This window comes from Erythrobacter sp. THAF29, assembly GCF_009363635.1.
Lineage (GTDB): Bacteria > Pseudomonadota > Alphaproteobacteria > Sphingomonadales > Sphingomonadaceae > Erythrobacter.
Window position 1 is genome coordinate 924,872 of the sequence record NZ_CP045392.1, and the last position, 19,580, is coordinate 944,451.

At 60.5% G+C, this 19,580-nt stretch carries 16 protein-coding genes and 1 tRNA gene; 3 read left to right on the top strand and 14 right to left on the bottom strand.

The features are described 5' to 3' along the window. Positions 1 to 50 precede the first annotated feature (50 nt). Positions 51 to 1,184, bottom strand: a complete 1,134-nt coding sequence (locus FIU90_RS04605; RefSeq protein WP_152433715.1) for a trypsin-like peptidase domain-containing protein — start codon at positions 1,182 to 1,184, stop codon at positions 51 to 53. Between the two features lie 253 nt (positions 1,185 to 1,437). On the opposite strand from FIU90_RS04605, the gene FIU90_RS04610 reads away from it, so the two are divergent. Then, positions 1,438 to 2,637: an FAD-dependent oxidoreductase gene (locus tag FIU90_RS04610; RefSeq protein WP_234029629.1), complete on the top strand. Its 1,200-nt coding sequence runs from the start codon at positions 1,438 to 1,440 to the stop codon at positions 2,635 to 2,637. A 7-nt stretch (positions 2,638 to 2,644) separates the two neighbouring features. Here the strand turns inward: FIU90_RS04610 and FIU90_RS04615 are convergent, their stop codons facing one another. The 6 genes from FIU90_RS04615 to FIU90_RS04640 form a co-directional block, all read right to left on the bottom strand. Further along, positions 2,645 to 3,883 (bottom strand): dicarboxylate/amino acid:cation symporter, encoded by a 1,239-nt coding sequence (locus FIU90_RS04615; protein WP_152433717.1) that lies wholly within the window; start codon positions 3,881 to 3,883, stop codon positions 2,645 to 2,647. Then, on the bottom strand, positions 3,877 to 5,400 hold the full coding sequence (locus FIU90_RS04620; protein ID WP_234029630.1) for an amidohydrolase family protein: 1,524 nt from the start codon (positions 5,398 to 5,400) through the stop codon (positions 3,877 to 3,879). The genes FIU90_RS04615 and FIU90_RS04620 overlap by 7 nt, the downstream gene beginning before the upstream one ends. A 74-nt stretch (positions 5,401 to 5,474) precedes the next feature. Beyond that, the gene (locus FIU90_RS04625; protein WP_234029719.1) at positions 5,475 to 6,713 is read right to left on the bottom strand and encodes a M14 family zinc carboxypeptidase; all 1,239 of its coding nucleotides are present in this window, start codon (positions 6,711 to 6,713) and stop codon (positions 5,475 to 5,477) included. A gap of 24 nt (positions 6,714 to 6,737) precedes the next feature. Beyond that, entirely contained in the window at positions 6,738 to 9,812 is a 3,075-nt protein-coding gene (locus FIU90_RS04630; RefSeq protein WP_152433720.1) for a TonB-dependent receptor domain-containing protein, read from the bottom strand. Between the two features lie 125 nt (positions 9,813 to 9,937). After that, positions 9,938 to 10,846: a LysR family transcriptional regulator gene (locus FIU90_RS04635; RefSeq protein ID WP_152433721.1), complete on the bottom strand. Its 909-nt coding sequence runs from the start codon at positions 10,844 to 10,846 to the stop codon at positions 9,938 to 9,940. A gap of 169 nt (positions 10,847 to 11,015) precedes the next feature. After that, positions 11,016 to 11,108, bottom strand: a tRNA-Ser gene (locus FIU90_RS04640). A 295-nt stretch (positions 11,109 to 11,403) separates the two neighbouring features. Between FIU90_RS04640 and FIU90_RS04645 the strand changes: the two genes are divergently transcribed. Further along, positions 11,404 to 12,306, top strand: a complete 903-nt coding sequence (locus tag FIU90_RS04645; RefSeq protein ID WP_234029631.1) for an EipA family protein — start codon at positions 11,404 to 11,406, stop codon at positions 12,304 to 12,306. A gap of 93 nt (positions 12,307 to 12,399) precedes the next feature. Next, positions 12,400 to 13,575, top strand: coding sequence for an aromatic amino acid transaminase (locus FIU90_RS04650; protein ID WP_152435699.1), 1,176 nt, complete (start codon positions 12,400 to 12,402; stop codon positions 13,573 to 13,575). Positions 13,576 to 13,899: 324 nt separating this feature from the next. Here FIU90_RS04650 and FIU90_RS04655 read toward each other — a convergent pair whose 3' ends face one another. The 7 genes from FIU90_RS04655 to FIU90_RS04685 form a co-directional block, all read right to left on the bottom strand. Next, on the bottom strand, positions 13,900 to 15,405 hold the full coding sequence (locus tag FIU90_RS04655; RefSeq protein ID WP_152433722.1) for a hypothetical protein: 1,506 nt from the start codon (positions 15,403 to 15,405) through the stop codon (positions 13,900 to 13,902). A 172-nt stretch (positions 15,406 to 15,577) separates the two neighbouring features. Further along, positions 15,578 to 16,201, bottom strand: a complete 624-nt coding sequence (locus FIU90_RS04660) for a riboflavin synthase (protein ID WP_152433723.1) — start codon at positions 16,199 to 16,201, stop codon at positions 15,578 to 15,580. A 14-nt stretch (positions 16,202 to 16,215) separates the two neighbouring features. Further along, positions 16,216 to 17,193: a bifunctional diaminohydroxyphosphoribosylaminopyrimidine deaminase/5-amino-6-(5-phosphoribosylamino)uracil reductase RibD gene (ribD, locus tag FIU90_RS04665; RefSeq protein ID WP_370515222.1), complete on the bottom strand. Its 978-nt coding sequence runs from the start codon at positions 17,191 to 17,193 to the stop codon at positions 16,216 to 16,218. 5 nt (positions 17,194 to 17,198) lie between these two features. Next, the gene (locus FIU90_RS04670; RefSeq protein ID WP_152433725.1) at positions 17,199 to 17,660 is read right to left on the bottom strand and encodes a hypothetical protein; all 462 of its coding nucleotides are present in this window, start codon (positions 17,658 to 17,660) and stop codon (positions 17,199 to 17,201) included. Positions 17,661 to 17,724: 64 nt separating this feature from the next. Further along, a complete protein-coding gene (locus FIU90_RS04675) occupies positions 17,725 to 18,447 on the bottom strand; it encodes a M48 family metallopeptidase (RefSeq protein WP_152433726.1) in 723 nt (240 codons plus the stop codon). Next, complete coding sequence (locus FIU90_RS04680; protein ID WP_152433727.1) at positions 18,444 to 18,923, bottom strand: YcgN family cysteine cluster protein; 480 nt, start codon at positions 18,921 to 18,923, stop codon at positions 18,444 to 18,446. Before FIU90_RS04680 ends, FIU90_RS04675 begins: the two co-directional genes overlap by 4 nt. Beyond that, positions 18,911 to 19,549, bottom strand: a complete 639-nt coding sequence (locus tag FIU90_RS04685; protein WP_152433728.1) for an SCO family protein — start codon at positions 19,547 to 19,549, stop codon at positions 18,911 to 18,913. The genes FIU90_RS04680 and FIU90_RS04685 overlap by 13 nt, the downstream gene beginning before the upstream one ends. Between the last annotated feature and the right edge of the window lie 31 nt (positions 19,550 to 19,580).

Consider the following 19,580-nt stretch of genomic DNA (forward strand, 5'->3'; position numbering starts at 1 on the left):
AATCACAAGGGCCGGTTCCACTTGAGGAGCCGGCCTACTTTTCCTGATCGTCAATTTCCCGGTTCGAGTTCAAGCGTTACCTTGCGCTCTTCGCCGCCGCGCATCAGCGTGAGTTCGACACTCTGGCCGACACGAAAATCGTCGAGGCGAGCAAGCAGATCCCCGACGCGGGAAACGGATTTGCCGTTCAGTGCAGTGACGATATCCCCCGGTGCAACGCCGCGCCTTGTGCGCTGGGCAGGAAGCAGTCCGGCGCGATCCGCCACCGACCCCGGATCGACCCGCAGCACGAACACCCCATCGATACCCGAGGCGCGCTTGAGCTGGTCATTGATGTCGTCATCGCTTTCGATGCCAAGGGTCGGCCGGGTATAGCGTCCTTCTGAAATGAGCTGCGGTACGACACGCATGACCGTGTCGACCGGAACGGCAAACCCGATGCCTGCCGAAGCGCCGGACGGACTGTAGATCGCGGTGTTGATCCCGATCAGTCTGCCCGCGGAATCAAGCAGCGGGCCGCCGGAATTGCCGGGATTGATGGCGGCATCGGTCTGGATCAGGTGCCTGATATCGGGGCCGTTTTCATTGGGAAGCGAACGGTCCAGTGCCGAAACAATGCCCTTGGTCAGTGTCCAGTCCAGGCCAAACGGGTTTCCGATCGCGAACACATTCTGTCCGACCTGCAGGTCGCTGCTCGAGCCAACCGGGATTCGCGCGGGCGCAGTGAAGCCCACGCCTCCTATCTTGAGAACGGCAAGGTCATGCTGCGGACTCGCGCCTACAAGGCTTGCGGAGAACTGGCGGCCGTCGGCTAGCTGGATTTGCGCTTCGGACGCGCCCTCGATGACATGGAAATTGGTCACGATGTGGCCCGCTTCATCCCACACGAGTCCTGAGCCCGATCCACGCGGCACGCTGTAGACATTGCGTGTCCAGAAATCGGCGACCCGCTGGCGTGTCGAAATGAAGACAACCGAATCGCGCGCATTGCGAAACAAGTCGATGGTTGCCTTTTCATCTGCGGCAAGATCGCCGCGCGCAGTGACAATCCGAGGTTCGGCGACCGGCGCCGAATGGGTGACGAGATGCGCTGCTGCAGCGGCAAGAATGAGGATGTTCATCATAATCAGTGCAACGATCCATGGACGTAATTTTGGATTTGAAGATAACCCGGCTTTTTCCATTGCCGCGGAATAGGGCCCATGTCCGCCTCTATCAATGCGGGATACAACTCTGACCGGCCAAAAACTGCAGAATGAGTATCTCCCCACAGGGTGGCGGGCCATCATGTCGACCCGGCGCGTAGTCGATGCTGAGGAATGCGATCGCTCAATCGCGCTATCATATAGCCGATGGCTATATACTCGCTGCAATTTGGTGCTGGGAAGGTCGCCTGCACTCGCCCACGCTTGACCGGTGACACGAGCTCGTAAGGCATTGATCATTGGTGGCGGAATTGTCGGTGTGACTTCCGCCTACACTTTGTCTCGCGATGGATGGAATGTCACAGTTCTTGATCGCTTCGACAAGGTCGGCAGCGGTGCTTCGTTGGGGAACGGGCGTCAGCTTAGCTATAGTCATACCAATGCGCTGGGCAGTCCGGGCATCGTCCGGCAACTGCCAGACCTCTTGCTTGGAAATGGCGGCGCGTTTCGGATGACGCTCCGTGGGGGGCAAGGGTATTACGAGTGGCTTGCGCGTTTCCTGGGCCAGAGCACGCCTTGGGCATTCAGGCGAAACACCCTCGCGGTGCTCAACCTCGCGCGGAAATCTCAGCATGCGATGGAAAAACTCCTGACCTGCCACCCGATCGAATTCGATCGTCGTAAGGCTGGCAAGCTGGTCGTATTCCACGATCCGAAGGAAGTTGAGGCTGCGAGCCCGATACTGAAAGCGAAACGCGCGGCAGGGCTCAGGCAGATGCTTCTGTCATCTACCGAAGTAACCGAACTCGAGCCTGCTCTAGCGCATTCTTCCGAGGCGATTGCGGGCGCGCTTTATGCGCCTGACGATGAATCGGGCGATTGCCACAAGTTTTGCGATGGCCTCATGGAGCTGCTGGAGCATAGCTTTGGCGCGCAATTTCGCGGAAGGGCACAAGTCACGGGCATAGAGCGCCGAAGGGATCAGGTCGAAGTCGAGCTTGCGTCAGGCGAAACACTTGGCTGTGACCTCGCGGTGGTAGCCTGTGGCCATGCAGCAAATTCTGTCCTCGCTCCCCTCGGGCATTGTTTGCCCATTCAGGCCATGAAAGGTTACTCATTTACAGCACCGCTGGGTAATGCTGCGCCCCGGGTGTCCGTAACGAACAACAGGCGACGTCTCGTCTTTACCCATTGCGGTGACCGAATGCTGGTGGCCGGTATTGCCGAAATGGGAAAGATCGACGATCAGGTCGATCCCGTTCGCTTGCGCTCAATGATCGAATCGGCCCATGCCGCTCTTCCCGAGGCCGCCGTCTATTCCGAAGCTGACAACGGTTGGGCAGGACTGCGACCGATGACACCGGATTCGCAGCCGATCATCGGCATGCTTGAGCCTGGCATTGCGGTGAACGCCGGGCACGGAATGCTCGGCTGGACACTTGCCATGGGTTCGGCGGAGCGGCTGGGCGAAGCGGTAGAAGCCTCTGCCTGACGGCCAGTCAGACATCGTCGGCGGAGATGTATTCCTCTACGTCGATTTCGTCCGCCATCCTGCCTACCGAGACCGCCACCACCGCATCGCCGGTCACATTGGTCATGGTCCGCATCATGTCGAGCAGGTGATTGATGCCGGCGACGAAGGCGATTGTCTCGAGCGGTACGCCGATCGCGGAAAGCACGAGGCTCATCATGATCAGTCCTGCTCCCGGAACGCCAGCGGTGCCGATCGCGCCCAATGTCGAGGTCAGGCCGATCAGAAGGTAGGACATGGGCGTCAACTCGATCCCATAGGCCTGCGCACCGAAGATCGCGATCACCCCGAGATACATCGCCGTGCCGTTCATGTTTACGGTCGCACCGAGGGCTACGGCGAAGCTTGAGATGCTCTTCGATACACCGAGATTGCGCTGGACGCAGCGCAGTGTGACCGGAAGGGTCGCATTGGAGGATGCGGTGGAAAAGGCGACAGCCTGCGCATCGATAATGCCGCGATAGAAATCGATCGTTGGCAGTTTTGCGACAAAGCGCAGGATGGCCGGATAAACGATCAGCAGAATGATCCCGCAGCCGAGATAATTGAGCAGCACGAGCTTTGACAGCGGCGCCAGGGCCGAAAAGCCGAAAGTCCCGGCCACCCACGCCATCAGAGCAAAGACGCCGAAGGGCGTAAACTCCATCACGAGGATGGTGAGACGCTGCATCACGGCAGAGGCGGCATCGACTCCGCGCACCAACGGCTTGCCTTCTTCGCCCGACATGAGGAGCGCAATTCCGAACAGGATCGCAAAGATGATCACAGGCAGGATCTGGCCCTGCGCCATCGCCATGACCGGGTTATCGGGCACCATCTCGATCAGCATTTCGACCAGCGACTGATCGGGGCGCTCGGGAAGTTCGGCGCCTTCTGGAACGTCGATGGTCAGGCCGTCACCCGGCCGCACCAGTGTCGCGAGCGTCATGCCAGTCGTAACGGCAATCACCGCTGTGGTCATGAACAGTGCCATCGCGCGCCCACCGACCGAGCCGAGTTTTCTCAGGTCCCCGATCGCGGCGACGCCGGCGACGAGGCTGAAGAATATCAGCGGAACGACCAGCATCTTGATGAGGCGGATGAACAGGTCTCCGATCCACTTGATCGCGACGATCTCCTCACCCACGGCAAATCCGGTGGCAACGCCGAGCACCAGCATCAGCACGACGCGCTTCCACAGCGCCGATCCGAACCACAATTTCAGCATGGGCTATCCTTCAAGAGCGGCAATCCCGGCAGGCTGCCCGTAAATTCGCCGGCGGAGATGACGGGGGTTCCATTCACCAGCAGGTGCATGACGCCTGCCGAGAGTTTTCGCGGGCTTTGGTAGGTCGCGAGCGGGCCGAAACTTTCGGGATCGAAAACCACCACGTCGGCGGCGTACCCTTCGCGTAGATAACCCCGATCCTTGAGCCCGATTATGTCCGCCGTCTGTCCGCTGCTGCGGCGGATGAAGCGCGCGAGCGGCATGGCGGCCTTGCCGGCAACAAGGTCGCGATATGCCTTGGGAAAACTCGCATACTTCCGCGGGTGACCGGATGAACCGTCGGAACCTGTCACAACCCATTTCTGCGCGGCGAAGGCCGCAATATCTTCGGGATTCATGTTGAACGAAGCGACCCGCGCATCGCCCTCGCGCAGCACCGCAATCGCGGCGTCGACGGGCTCCTGCCCGCGCGCTTGGGCAAAGGCGGCGAGGGTGTCCCCAACCGGTACTTCCGCGCCATGAAGCGCACCGGTAATCAGCAGCTTGTCCGCACCACCCCTGCGGGTAAGTCCTTCAATCATTCCGCTACGGATTGCTTCGAACTGGGCAGGATCGTCGAGCCGCTCGCGCAAGGCTTCGAGCCCGCCTTCGAGCGCCGTGCGCGGAACCAGTGCGTTGCTGATCCGGGTGCCTGAAGCCTCCCAGGGGTATTGGTCTGCGGTGACGCGCTGGCCATGCGCGCGCGCTTCTTCGATCATGGCGATCATCCGCTCGCTATGCCCCCAGACCGCCGGGCCGAGAGCCTTGATATGCGAGATATGCACGGGGATCCGCGCGCGCCGTCGGATCTCGAGCGTTTCCGCGAGCGCGCCGGTCACGGTAACATTGTAGGTGCTCTCGTCGCGCATATGCGTGTCGTAATAGCCGCCAAGCTCCCCCGCGACCTGTGCAAGCGCGACGACTTCGCCGGTCGCAGCGTAGCTCTGCGGGACGTAATAGAGGCCCGCTGAAAAACCCCATGCGCCTTCGCACATGGCCTGCCGTGTCCGCGCTTTCATGCGCTCAAGTTCACCGAGGGTGGGCGCGCGGCTTTCGCTGCCGAGCATTTCCTCGCGGATCGGACCGAAACCTGCAAGATAGGCAACATTGGTCCCGATACCGTGTTCGCGTGCAGCGTGGGCCAGTTTTGCGATATCGGGAGAGCCGCCTCCGTCATTCCCGACAATCACCGTGGTCACTCCCTGAAAGGCGAATGGCAGATTGGCACGGCGATGCCTCTCATCCGACACGAGGTCGCTGCCCGCATGGGTATGGGGGTCGATAAAACCCGGCGCGATCACCAACCCGCTTGCGTCCACTATGCTGGCGGCTTTGAACCGAGCAGGCGCATCCCGACCTACAAAGACGATCCGCCCGTCATCGAGAGCGAGATCGACAAAACGCGCTGGCTCCCCCGTGCCGTCATGGACAAGCCCGCTCACGATGAGGGCGTCGACCTCGGTTTTCGGATCCGGCAAGGGAGAGGTCGCGCATGATCCGAGTGCCAGAAGCGCGGCGGTTCCGATACCCAGGCGGAGCCGCTGGACCGGTCTCATGGCGCGGCGGTCGCGAGCAATTCTTCCATCATCGCGATTGCGGATTCGACCCCGATCCGGCGGATGAGTTCGCGATCGGTGTTGTCTCCGATCTCGAATGTGATCGCCGGGATTCCATAAGTCTCGTAGGAATAGCCCTTCGAGATCGGTCGGTCGGGTTCATGCTGCGCATCGCGTTCGACTTCGTAGCCGGGCATGCGGTCTTGGTATCGGGCAAGCCAGTTACGGGTGAACAAGGGTGGATCGGTCGGAAGCTCGTCCGGGATCGTGTAGAACACGTCGCGATTGGTCGAATGAAAGTCTAGCAGCAGGCGCAATTCCTTGTCTGGATCTTTATCGATGTCAGCCATCAATCGTTCCATCAGCCGGGTTTCCGGCTGGGTAAATGGCCCCCAGTCGCGGTTGAGATCGACCCCGCCGGTATTGTGCCGCCAATAACCGTGAACGACACCATCGGGATTGAGTAACGGTACGGCGGTGACCAGGAACCGCTCGCGAAAGGCGCGGGCAAGCGGTGTATCCGCCATGAGGGTTTCCATGAAAGGCAGCATGGCTAGCGCGCCGGTCACTTCGGGTGGATGCTGACGACCGACCAGCACGACATGCTCGCGCGCTGACGGATTGCCAATCGTGATCGCCTCGATCAAGCGCCCTTCCGCAGAGCGCCCGAGTTCGAAACGTGTAACGCCTTGTGTCCCCTCGATCCGATCGAGCCAGGCATCGTAGGTTGCCGGAACGAAGATTTCCTGAGCGGATACGAACAGCGGATCCTCACCAATGGTGACGGTCAGAATTGCGCTCGCGCCCTCCTCTTCGCTCCCATCGGGAAGCCGGCGTTTGCCCACGCTCACATGGTCACTCTCGAGCGGGGTCCAGTCCGCGCCATCGGTGCTTGTCTTGGGCCAATAGCGGTGGCCGCATTCGGTGTAATCCAGCTCTATCCTCACATTGCGAGGAACCGAGCTGTGCACACGAAATGCGTACCAAGGGCTGCAATTGATCGGTGGTTCGTCCTCTGGCGAGAGCGTGATCTTGACCCTCCCGTCGCTGCTGATGTCGCACCTGGCGAGCGCACCTGCAGGAAATGACGTGTCGATCGCCATTCCCGCATTTGCACAGCGGGCATCGCTGACATCCGGCGTCGCCGATGCAATGTCAGGGCGCTCCCCGGGCGGAGCGACACAGGCGGAAGCCAGCGCCGCTCCGACAAGGATCGGTATGTTCCGGATCAGCATCTTTTTCAAACCTGGGCCGGTTCCTCAAAATTCCTTGCGCAGTGAAATCGAAACCTGGCGGCCTCGGGCATTGTGCAGATTACTGAAGAAACCGAAGCTCTGGTCGGCGAGTGGCGGATCTTCGTTGAAGATGTTGTTGATCCCCACCCGCAGGCGCGTACCGTCAAGCGCGGTGTTGTTTTCGATCGTGTAGCTGATCGCGGCGTTGAGCGTGAACCAGTCATCGACGCGGAAGAATTCGCCGGTGTCGTCCTGAGTCACGCTGGTATCGAACACGCTGTCGACATAGCGGCCAAAGAAACTCACTCGGACCGGTCCGCTCTCCCACGATGCGCGGCCGGTGATGCGCCATTTGGGACGCCCATTGAGCTCGCGCACCTCCCCGGTATTGGCGATCGAGATGCCCGGCAGGATGCCTGCTTCGACCGCGTCGAGCAGTTCCTGCCCGTCTGTCCCGGGGCTCTGGAAGAAGCTTTCCAGATAGGCCGCATTCACCTGCAGATCGATCTCTCCGATCCCGAAATCCGGCACGTCGTAGAACATGCCGAAGTCCCAACCTTTCGAGATGCGGGTGTCGAGATTGAGATACGCATCATTCACCCGGATGATGTCACCCGCAGGCGCCAGGCCAGTGCCATCGAAAAGATCAATTTGATCCTGATCGGGATCCTCGCGAATGACGTTCGGGTTCGTGCTCCCCTCAAGCCGACGAAGCAGGTCGAGCGCTATCTGGTTCTGGTCGCCGAACACGCCCACGATCCCTTCCTGTTCGACGCGCCAGTAATCTGCGGTCAGCGTCAGGCCCGGAATGAAGGGCGGCGAAACTACGACGCCGAGATTGATGCTCTCGGTGTCCTCTGGCTGGAGCTGGTTGGTGCCGGTCCGCAGGCTGACCGTTCCAGAGCCCGAACAATCGTCGAAATCCGCAATCACGCCCTTCTGGATTTCGGCGAAGCAGCGCACGAGGTCGTCGCGCGTATTCGAACGCGTGGTCCCCAGATCGTTGACCTGCACCAGGTTCGGTGCCCGGAAGCCCTGCGACCATGCACCGCGGAACAGCAATCCGTCGAACAGGCTCCACGATGCCGCCGCACGCGGCACGATCGTCGTCTCGTCGATATCGGAAAAATGCTCCATCCGCCCCGCGACCTGAATGTTCAATTCGTAGACAAGTGGAATGTCCATTTCAGGCGAGACAAGAGGGATGAACGCCTCGGCAAAGGCCGAATAGACATTCCGGCTACCACTCGTGTCCGGCGAGGGGCTGGAGCCCATCACATCACTGCCGAAGAAATTGCCATTGAACGAGTTGGTATAGGTGATTGAGCCGTCGAGGCGCGGATCGCGATCGTCCTCGAAGGTCTCACGGCGGTATTCGACCCCTGCGGCGATCCCGACATCGCCACCCGGCAGCGTGAACAGGTCGTCTCGCGAGATCTTGAAATCGGCAAGTGCAAGCGTGGTTTCCCCGTCGCGAAAGACGTCGATAGTGAAACTGTCGATCACCGATTGCGGATTGGGTGTGCAATCGCCGTTGCTCGGGTCGTCGGCGCACGCACCGTTGAATGGATTATAGGCGGTCGCATCAGTCCGATTGACCGCCTGTTCGAACAGGGTGTTCGACACGCGGTTCTGGGTGAAGTCACTGGTGTTGGCCTGGGTGTAGAGAAACCCGGTATCGAAATCCCAGGCACCGAAATTGCCACGGAAACCGGCGACTGCCCGGTAGACATCCTTTGTAACCGTGACGAAGCGCGGACCAGCATCGACCGGGCGATAATCCTCGATCAGGATCGCGACGCCTTCATCGGGGATGCCGTCGATGCCGCTTTGCAGCCGGTTGGGATTGGGGGACCCGTCGGCGAGCGTCGTTGCTCCCAGAGGGTTGTAGAATGCGGTCGGCAGTACCACCAGGGGGGCTGCTGTCAGGTTTGAGCGCTGCTCAAGAAAACGACTCGATTCCGAACGATAGTAGGAACCCTCGACATAGAACTCGATCGAAGGCGACAATTCGTAGCGGAACAGCCCTTGCGCACTATAGCGGTCCTTTTCCGAGAACAGGTCGCGCGGACCTTCGAGATTGTATCGTTGCGAACGGGTTTGAGTGGTCCCGTTGTCAGCGCACAATCCGTTCCCGAGGTTGAGGAACCGGCTGTCGGATATAGCGTTTTCATCGCCAAACGCCGCGCACGGTCGCACGAAGAAATCATCGTCATTGAGATCGGTGTTGCCGCGCGAGGACTGGATGTCGAACTCGCCCCAGGGTGTGTCGTTCGAACGGTTGTCGAAATTAAGATCGCCTTCGAACTCGGTGCCGACAAGGAAAGGACGCCGGTCGCTGCTAGCGGCGTAATCGCGGATGGAGGACGGGGCTCCGTTCTCGTGGAAATAGTATCCATAAAGCGTCAGGTTGCCGCGCCCCTCGTCGAAATCGAAACCATAGCCGCCGCGGATCGAGGCGCTGTAGAGACTGGTGCCGGTCGATGCGCGCCAATTGCCTTCAAGCACGCCTCCGTCGAGATCGCCGCGAAGGATTGTGTTGACCACGCCGGCGACCGCATCCGCGCCATACACTGCAGAGGCGCCGTCGCGCAGCACTTCGACCCTGCGCACGCTGCCGGGAACGATCTGGTTGGTGTCGGGAGAGACGACCGGAACCAACAGCTCGGTCTGGAAACCGGGATTGAGCACCATCCGGCGGCCATTGATCAGGAGCAGAGTGTTGCCCGTGCCGATCCCTCGCAGGTTGATGGAGGCGATGTCGCCGCGAGCGCCGTTGACGCCCCCCACAGTGCTCTGGTCATTAAACGCGACGGAACCGGCCTGCGGAATTGCGCGAAACAGCTCGTCACCCGAACCCGGGTCGATGGATTCGATGAGCGCTTCGTCAACAACCGTCACTGGCAATACGTCGTCGATCTTCGCGCCCTGGATCTGGGTCCCCGTCACGATGATAACCGGCTCTTCGTCAATTTCGGTTGCGGTGTCCTGATCCGCCCCATCATCGGTTACGTCCTGCGCAAGGGCCGCCATCGGCGTCATGCCTGCAAGGGTCGTTCCGCAAAGCAGCATGGCCAGAGACTTGTTCTTGAATTTCATGTTTCCCTCCCCTGTCCGCGATGCCTTGATCGAGGGATGCGCGGAACGGAAAGGATGCTGCATGAATTTTCGTGCTGCATCAAATCGGGCACGGCAACTTTTGCAGTCGGAGGTATAGCGTAAGGTTATGCCCGCGGAGGCTGGAGCTTGTCGATCCCGGACGCGAGCTCGCTGATCACGAGCCGTATCTGTTCAAGCGCCGTCTCGATCAGTTCGGGATAGGGATGCTCGATGGGAACGCAGGCAAAGATCGAATACCCGGGCAGATCGCGCAACAGGTAGCGTTGCAACCCCTGACCCAGATGCGAATAGGCGGTGAACTGGTCTGTGAGCGCAAGGCCGATCTGTTTGCGCACCAGCGATAACGCAACATGGTACGTGTGAGCGGTCACGACTTCGTTGGGTGCGATGTTGTTCTCAAGCAGCAGGTCGGCGATGATGGTGCCGAGCGGACCGCTCTCACTCATCCCGATCATGTCGGCTCCGTCGAGCACGCGCTCGTCAACCGGCTCGGCCAGGCTCTTTCCCGAGACCAGCACCAACCGCCCATCGCCGACGCGATGGTTCGCGATCAGCGGATCGTCGACCGGCTCGAAACCGATACAAAGGTCAGCTCGCTTTTCGTGCAACGCGGCGAGAATTTCGGCGGTGTGCAGCGTCGTCAGTTCGAAGCTCAGTAGCGGATCCGCGGATCGCATGCGAGCGACCAGTTCCGGCCCGACCGAAAGGCTGAGCGATGGCAGGACGCCGAGGCGCAAATGCCCGCCCTTGCGGTTCCTGATGTTTTCGAGCGAGCGATTGAACATCCGGACCCGCGCGTAGACATCCTCAGCCTCGATAAAGAGTTCGTCGGCAGCAGGTGTTGGGACAAGCCGGCCCTTGCGGCGCAAAAACAGGTCGAAGCCTAGCTGGTCCTCAGCGTGGCGCAGAACCTTGCTGACAGATGGTTGCGACACATTGAGAGCGCGCGCGGCCCCGCTGATCGAGCCCGTGCGATAGACATGGTAGAATATTTCGATCTGGCGCAGCCTCATGCTTCACTGTGGAAGCGTCGACCGTGTTCTTGCAAGGCTTTTGTGGCGTGACGAAGCGAGCGATTTGCGCGGCTGCTACTGGCTAAGTCAGGAACGCGAGCCGGGAGCCAGACATCGTCGGAATTCTGAGGCTTCTGCGGATTTCGTTGATTTCGAGCAAAGGAAAGTGTGGCGGAGACGGAGGGATTCGAACCCTCGATACTGCTATAAACAGTATGGTCCCTTAGCAGGGGACTGGTTTCAGCCACTCACCCACGTCTCCGCATGGCGCTGCGCTAGACAGCTTGGCTGTGAGCGGGGCGCTATAAAGGGGCATCATGGCAGCGGCAAGGGGCCGTTTCGACAAAATCCGGCTTCCATTCCGTTTTCGCTGCTTTTCGCGTCGTTCGCGTTCGCCGCCGGTTCAGCCTCAAGCTCGTAAGCCGCTCAAAGCCAATCGGATTCGCTTCGCCGTGTTTTCGATTCGGTTCGCCGCGCACGTCCTTGCCGAAATGCCGGCGAAAGACTCTGCTTTGCGCTGCAGGAGTGCGAGCGCGCACAACGGAAAGGTTGAGGGGATGGACATCAATTTCATGAAAGCGATTGCAACAGGTACGCCAAGATGGGCCCGCCATGCATTTGCAAGCCTCGGAGCCGCCGCGCTGATTGCCGCTCCTGCAGCCGCCCAGAACCTCGAAACCTTCGACCCTGACGAGGCCTATGCCGCCGCGCAGGACAACGCTCCGCCCGCTGGCGGCATCGATGCCGACCTCGCGCAGCCCGGCGGCACTGGCACGCCCGAGGTTGCGCCGCCGCTGGAAGGTCCGCAGCCGGTCCCCGCAGATGCAGCCGGTCCTGCCGAGGTCGAGACGAGCGATGGGTTCGACAACGAATTCCAGATCTATTCCGAGGACCCCGCCAATCCGGCGGCCGAAGGCGGCGAGACTGGCGAGGCGACCGCCGATGGAGAAACTGTCGCCACGGCTGAGGCCAATTCGCAAACTTATGGCGAAGACGATCTGATCGGCGCCGCAGAAGGTGTATTCGGCAAGGGCGCAGAAGGCCTCGCCAAGATGATCCAGAATCTGCTCAAGGATCAGGGCGAACCCAACGGTTACATCGTGGGGCGTGAGGCGGGCGGCGCCTTCATCTTCGGCGCACGATATGGATCCGGCACTCTGTTCCATAAGGTCGAAGGCCAGCGCAAAGTTTATTGGACCGGTCCTTCGATCGGGCTCGACGCAGGCGCGAACGCTGCAAACACCTTCGTGCTGGTTTACAACCTGTTCGACACCGAAGAACTGTTCGAGCGCTATCCTGCAGGCGAGGGCCAGGCTTATCTGATCGGCGGCCTGCACGCCTCCTACATGCGCAAAGGCGACGTCGTTCTCATCCCGGTCCGCATGGGCGCGGGCGTGCGGCTCGGCGTTAATGCGGGCTATATGAAATTCTCGAAGAAGCAGCGCTGGTTGCCCTTCTGAGGTCGCTTCGGGACCGTGCAAAAGCGGTCCGATACAATTCGGATGCAAAAGTCGGTTGCGATGAGCGCCAGTGCGCGGCATGCCGCGTGGGCCATGCTGAACCGACTCGAAGCACAACCGCCCGACGCGCTGCTCGCGCTCATCAAGATGCACGCCGCCGACGAGCGGACCGACAAGATCGACCTTGGCGTCGGTGTCTATCGTACGGGGCAGGGCGATACGCCTGTCTTCGGCGCGATAAAGGCGGCCGAGCGGCAGCTGGTCGAAGAGCAGGATTCCAAGAGCTATCTCGGTCCCGAAGGCGACATGGGCTTCGTCAACGCGCTGATGCCGTATATCTTCGGCGAGAACGCGACGATGGGCGGGCGCATCGCCGGAATGCAGACCCCCGGCGGCACCGGTGCCGTGCGGCTGGCTCTGGCTTTGGCGCAGAAGGCGGGGATGAAACGGCTGCATATGGGCCAACCAAGCTGGCCCAACCACGCGCAGATCATCAACGATATCGCGCTCGAAATGGTGTCGTTCGATCATTCCAATGCGGACGGCACGGCCAATATCGAGGCGGTGCTTGGTGCTATTCGGGGGGCGGGGCCGGACGAGGGCGTGCTGCTCCACGGGTGCTGCCACAACCCGACCGGCATCGACTATTCGCCGGACGAGTGGGATGCGATCGGCGATGCGATTGCGGAAACCGGCGTATTCCCGATCATCGACACCGCCTATCATGGGCTCGGCCATGGGATGGAGGAGGACGTCGCGGGCCTTCGGAGCGTGCTCTCCAAGGTGCCCGAGGCGTTCATCGCCTATTCGTGCGACAAGAATTTCGGGATGTACCGCGACCGCGTCGGCGCATTCTACATCCTTGCGGACGGTGAGGATGTGCTCGATACCGCGTTCTCCAATGCCAACGCGCTGGCGCGGGCCAGCTGGTCGATGCCGCCCGATCACGGCGCGGCGGCGGTGCGGCTGGTGCTGCGCGATCCCGGTCTTACCCAGATATGGCAGGACGAGCTCGAACAGATGCGCGATCGGATGCGCGAAGTGCGCGAGACTCTCGCCGAGGCGGGAACCGCTGGCAGCGTCGACCTGACACCGCTGGGAAGGCAGAACGGCCTGTTTTCGGTGCTGCCTGTGACCAAGGAGCAGGTCGAGCAGCTGCGCCGCGATCACGGCGTCTACATGGCCGGATCGGGCCGGATCAACGTGGCGGGCCTGACCACCGGCAATATCGAGAAATTCATCGCCGCGATCGCCGATGTGACCGGCTGAGACGACTCGCGCCTTGATGGTCTTCGCAGCAGGGACGGCGGGCAAGAGCGCCGCGAACTCGAATGCGGGCCGCTCGCGCGAAGTTGACAAAGTCGACACCCTGTCAAGTGGGTTTCCGGCGAGTTTGCGTAGAAATATCAGATATTTGAAGCCAAATCGCGAAGTTGACACTTGTCCAACATTTGGCGAAGTTTCCGGTGCGACCAAGCAATGCGGACGATGGGAAAGAGCTAAGCCAAGCTCATAAACGTCGCGCCCGATGTAGGAAAATTTGATGTCTCGCGAACTGTTTGCGTGTGGATAGCGGACAGGTCAATTTTCCTCCTATGGCAAATTTTCGGCCATTGAAAATGCGCTATCGACCGCCGATGCTGTGCCAACGGCAATACCAGCATTTCGGAGGTAAGTTCTAAAGTCATCTATCTTAATGTTCTTATTTTCACAGACACGAAAAATCAGAATACCCGATGTAACGAAGGCTGAAGTAAGAAGCCCGTCTGAAACCTCCTCAAGAAGCCCCTGTCCCTGTAAGGTAAGCAACCGCTCATTCACTTCCTGGGCAAGAATTGCATTGTAGAATCCGGAACTATCAATTCCCTCGAGCATCGCTGCAACTTCTTCAGTCACAACGATTTCAATGTCTGGGTAACGTTTGAGGTGCTCATAAACCAAAGTCGGCGAGTCGACTGCCTTCAATTGAACTTCTTGGACTATCTTTTCGTTCATAGAAAATTGGACGTCTGCTCCCGGAAAATTTGTGGTTTCCATTGCAGAAGCCGTCAATGTCCCTCCCTTCGAGTTATGTTGCGCTACAAATAATAGCTCATGATAAATACCTTTCGTGTTTGAGATCACACCGCGCAACTGCTCGGGCGACAAAGATCTTACATACTCTGAAAGCTCATCGACAGAGGCATCGTTAAGTCTGTTTGTTGATCGTCGTAGCGCCTCCAAGACCAAATCGTGCTCCAAACCCCAAGCCGTAAGCCTGTCTTCTAATAGACGCTGGAATGTGACTGCCATTACGACAGAGCTAAAGTGGAAAATTTGCGGATCACCATTCGTCTTCTGACGCGAAAAAAGTGTCGCGGCTATATTTCTTCGCAGCAGCTTCAACCACGATATCGCCCTATTTGTAGGGCCTCTTCTTTCTGGCGCTGATAGAATTTCCGCATGCTTATCGACAATCCAGCAATGCTCCTGCAATTTTCCCTGATAGTTCGGATTCAGTGTGTCGCTAAATGATTGCCCTTTCTTACTTTGGGGCGAGATATGTCGAACGATACGACGTAGAAGGGGCCGTAAACCGTCATTTGCATAAGCGCGAAGCTCGTCTCGGGAGGGACTTGGTAGCTTTTCCTCCAAAACGCCATCTAGGGGCCGAATGAGCTGATCCGTGCAAAAGAGGATTTCGACTTCGAAAGGCAGCAGCTTGTCTAGCTTTCTGGAGCGCGGAAATTTTTTGCGAATCCCAATGGTGGCTGCTGTGGTAGCCGCAAGTCCCATCGCCGGTAAGAGCAAAGCGCCAGTTGCCATACCGCCTCCAACGAGACCACCAATCCAAGCAAGTGTAGCATTGGTTGCTGCCGCCCCGGACAGAGTCCCAATCGCAGTGCCAGTCCCTGCCGTCCCGAGCGTGGACACCAAGCCAAATATACCAGAGGATGTCGCTGCACCTGTGATTTTGGCAGCAGCAATATTCGAAGCTAGGCGAACCTTTCTTACATTTTCGCTGGGCGTCTGGGTGATTGCTGCGACGATACCCAAGAGCGCATCTCTAAGCTCTTCAAGTTCAGCTTTTGGATACTCTTCATCTCTGATTTTGAACACGAATTAAGTTGGATCCCTTGGAGCGGCCTTGCTTCTAAATCAATTAATGCTTCGCCCCTGTAAAGGGTAGCACCGAGCAAAGGTAGCGAAAGCATGACCGATTGAGCTACCGCAATTAATCATCTGTCCCGATGGTCCACAATTAGAGGTCGCTAGCCGACTTTGCGGCCACTCACCCCGCCGCAGCCAGGCCCTGCATCCGCTTCAGGTACCGCGCGAGCACGTCGATTTCGAGATTGACCTCGTCGCCTTGCCTGAGGCTGCCCAGTGTCGTCACCTCGCCCGTATGCGGGATGATGTTGAGCATGAAATCGCAGCTCTTGTCTGCGCGGTCGCGCACGTCGTTGACCGTCAGCGAGACGCCGTCGACCGTGATAGAGCCTTTTTCCGCGATCAAGGGCGCCATCTCGGCGCGCGCGCGCACCGCGACGCGCAGGCTGTCGCCGACCTCATCGGCCTTCACCACCTCGCCGATCGAATCGACATGGCCGGTCACGATATGGCCGCCGATCTCGTCGCCGACGCGCAGCGAAGGCTCGATATTGAGCCTGCGGCCTTCTTCCCACATGCCCTTGACCGTGCGCGAAATCGTTTCGCCCGACACGTCGACATCGAACCACGCATCACCCTTGCGCCCGCCGCGATCCACCACCGTCAGGCACACGCCCGAACACGCGATCGAGGCACCGATATCGATCCGGGCGGGATCGAGCGGGGCGGCGATGCGCACGCGCAGATCCCCGCGCTGTTCGACGCTGGCAATCGTGCCGATGGCGGTGACAATTCCGGTGAACATGCGCGAACTCCTGATTAGCGTGTGCGCAGATAGGCGGTGAATTCGTCGCTGCCAAGCTGGCGGCGATCGGCAAGGCGCCAGCGCCCGTGCGCCTCGGAGAGATCGGCAAGACCCAGCGCGCTGACCGCGCGCCTCCCGTCGCCGATCAGGATCGGGGCGCGGTAGATGTGCAGCTCGTCGACAAGGTCGGCCTTGAGGAAGCTCGCCGCGGTCTCCCCGCCCCCTTCGACATAGAGATATTGCACCTCTTCGAGCTCGCCGATCTGTTGGGGGCGATTGATGATGCTCACATCGTCGGGCTTCACCCCGCGGGTGAGGATGATGCGCCGTGGGCTGCGATCCTCCAGCCCGGGCAGCCGCACGTCGAGCCGCGGACGGTCCGCCCGCCAGGTGCCGCCGCCCACGAGGATCGCGTCGTTCTTCGCGCGCTGGGCGTGGACATGGGCGCGCGCTGCCTCTCCGGTGATCCAGCGGCTGCTGCCATCGGCGAGCGCGATGCAACCGTCGAGCGAGACCGCGATCTTGAGCGTCACATGGGGGCGCTTGCGAGTGCGGACGGAAAGGTAGCCCGCAAGGCTTGCGGCAGAGGTATCATCGTCGAGAAGCACGGTTTCGATCCCGGCGCGTTTGAGGTGGGCGATGCCCTTGCCGGCGGTCCGCGGATCGGGATCGTGCTGGCCGATCACGACACGCTTGGGCCTGGCCTTTGAGATGACATCGGCGCAGGCCGGACCGCGCTGCGATTCGTGTGCACAAGGCTCGAGGGTCACATAGAGCGTCGCGCCCCTGGCACTGCCATCGAAGTCATCGAAAAGGGCAGCTTCCGCATGGGGGCGGCCATTCTCCCGGGTCCATCCGCGCGCGAGCATCCTCCCATCGCGAACCAGAAGGGCGGCGACGCCCGGATTGGGGCGGCTAAGCGGGCGCGCGCGCGAGGCGAGCCGGGCTGCGGCTGCCATCCACTCGCCGTCGCTGGTCGGGTGCGCCGCTATTGCCCTTATCCTTCGGGCCGGTCTTCGCCGCGGGTCTCGGTTCGACCGAACATCTCGGCGCGGCGCTGCTCCTCTGCGGCTTCTTCCTCCGCGCGGCGAGCGTCGGCTTCGGCAGCGATGGCGTCTACGTCCATCCCTGCAGCCGCCCCCAGTGCCTTGTAGAGATCACGCTTACGCTCGGCGAGACGCCGTTCCTCGGCCTCGCGCAGGTCCTTTACCTCCTGGTTCTCGAGGTTCGAGGCCATGATTTCCTCGTCGGAGCGCTGGGGGTCGTAGGTGGTGATGTACTCGATCTCCGGTCGCGGCGGATCCTTGTAGACCGTCTCTGACGACAGCCACCAGAAGATCACGCCGAACGGAATCATCGATACCGCAAGGATCGGCCAACGCAGCGGATTGGGCTTCCTGAACTCATGCCAGAAATCGACAACGCCGGTCTTGGGGTTGAAGCGGGAGAGAGAGGACATGCGGATCAATATAGGGCGCTTGGCACCGGAGCGCCAGATGGAGCGCCATCAGCCGATCCTGTCGTCAGCCGAACGCGGAATAAAGCGTGCGGCCCTTGTCCTTCAGCCATTTGTCGGCGCGCGCAATGTCATTCTCGTAGATTTCACCTAGCAGAGCGTGGAAGGCGGGGCTGTGATCGAAATGGACGAGATGCGCGACCTCGTGCGCCACGACCGAGCGCCGGACAAAGTCGGGCGCCTGCACCAGCCGCCAGTTTATGCGGATGCGGCGCTGGTCCGAGCAGCTGCCCCAGCGTTTCTGCGCCCGTGACAGGCCGACCGGAACCGGATCGAGCCTGGCCGCGCTGCAATAGTGGTGCGTGTCCGCTTCGAACAGCGCCAGCGCCTCGCGTTCGAGCCAGCGGCGAATCCGGCCCTCGATACCCTCTTTCGGACCGCCGACGTGCAATTCTTGACCGTGCAGGGCAGGACGGCGCCGCGCATCCTCGTCCCAGACGAGCGTGACCGGCGCGCCGCGGATCAACAGGTCGCCGCCCGGCGCGACAGCCTCGCGCTGTGGGATTTTCGCGCGCTGTTCGGCGAGCCAGTCGGTGCGGGCATGAGCAAAGGCGATTGCCTCGTTGGCCCGCGCCCAGTTGGGCAGGGTGATCCGCACCTCGTTGCCATCGGGCGCGAGGCGCAATGTGAGACGCTTTGCGGATTTGAGACGGCGCAGCACGATCGGGACCGTTTCTCCGTCGAGCTCGATCTGCGGGTCGATCGGGGTGCGCTTGAGCCAGTCAATCATGCCGTCTCGTCCTCGCGAGCGAGCGGGTCGGGCCTCGGCGGTCCCCAGATGACGATGTGGTGTTCGAGCGGACCGGCATCGGTTTCGCTCACGACGCGGCCCGCGACCGAGACGCCGACGCGCTTCACAGCCTCGCGGTCACCGCTGATGAGGTAATGCCAGCTCGGCAGCGCGCGACCTGCCGCACGGACGCGGTAAGCGCAGGTGTCGGGAAGCCACGGCACATCCTCTACAATGTTCAAGGTCAGCCGCAGGCAATCCGGAACGAAAGCCTTGCGGTTGCGATAGTCCGAGCACTGCGCGCTCTCGCAATCGAGCAGCTTGCATGCCACGTTCGTATCTTCGATTTCGCCCGTATCCGCGTCTTCGATCTTGTGCAGGCAGCACCGCCCGCAGCCGTCGCACAAAGCCTCCCATTCCGCCCGCGTCAGTTCCGCGAGCGGCAATTCCCAGAAGGCGTTTCTCAGTTCACCCATCGTTCGAGTTCTGCGGCTACCCCGTCCGCACCCTTATCGGTTGGGATGATACCCAAAGGAGAACCATCAGGCGCGAACAGGTAGGTGAAAGTCGTATGGCTCATATTGTACCAGCCGCGTTCGTCTGCGGGCAGCTTGGTGCCGCTTGCGCCATACGACTTGAGCACGGCGTCGATCTCTTCCTGAGATCCGGTGAGACCGATCAGGCGCGGGTGAAAAGCGCCGACGAATTGGCTGAGCGCGTCGAGGGTATCCCGCTCGGGATCGATCGAAATGAAGATCGGCTGGATTTTTCCCTCGAGCGCGGGATTGGCCTCTTCGAACTGGCGAAGCCCCGTTGTGAAACGCTGGACGTCCGTAGGGCAGATGTCGGGGCATGACGTAAAGCCGAAATAGAGAAGCCGGTACCTTCCCTCGAAATCGGACCACTTTACCCTCTCGCCTGTATGAGACGTGAGTTCGAAATTACCTCCGATATTCGATCCGCGCAGATCGACGCCATCGGGCGATGGACCTGCGGTCTCATCGCCCGATGGCGTATTTCCACAGGCGGAAAGAGCCAGGCTCGCCGCCATCGCGGCGGCTGCGAAAAAGCGGGGGCGAGAAGGCTTGGCGTGTCGGTTCATGCTCTGCTAACTGGCGATGACCCAAGAGGGC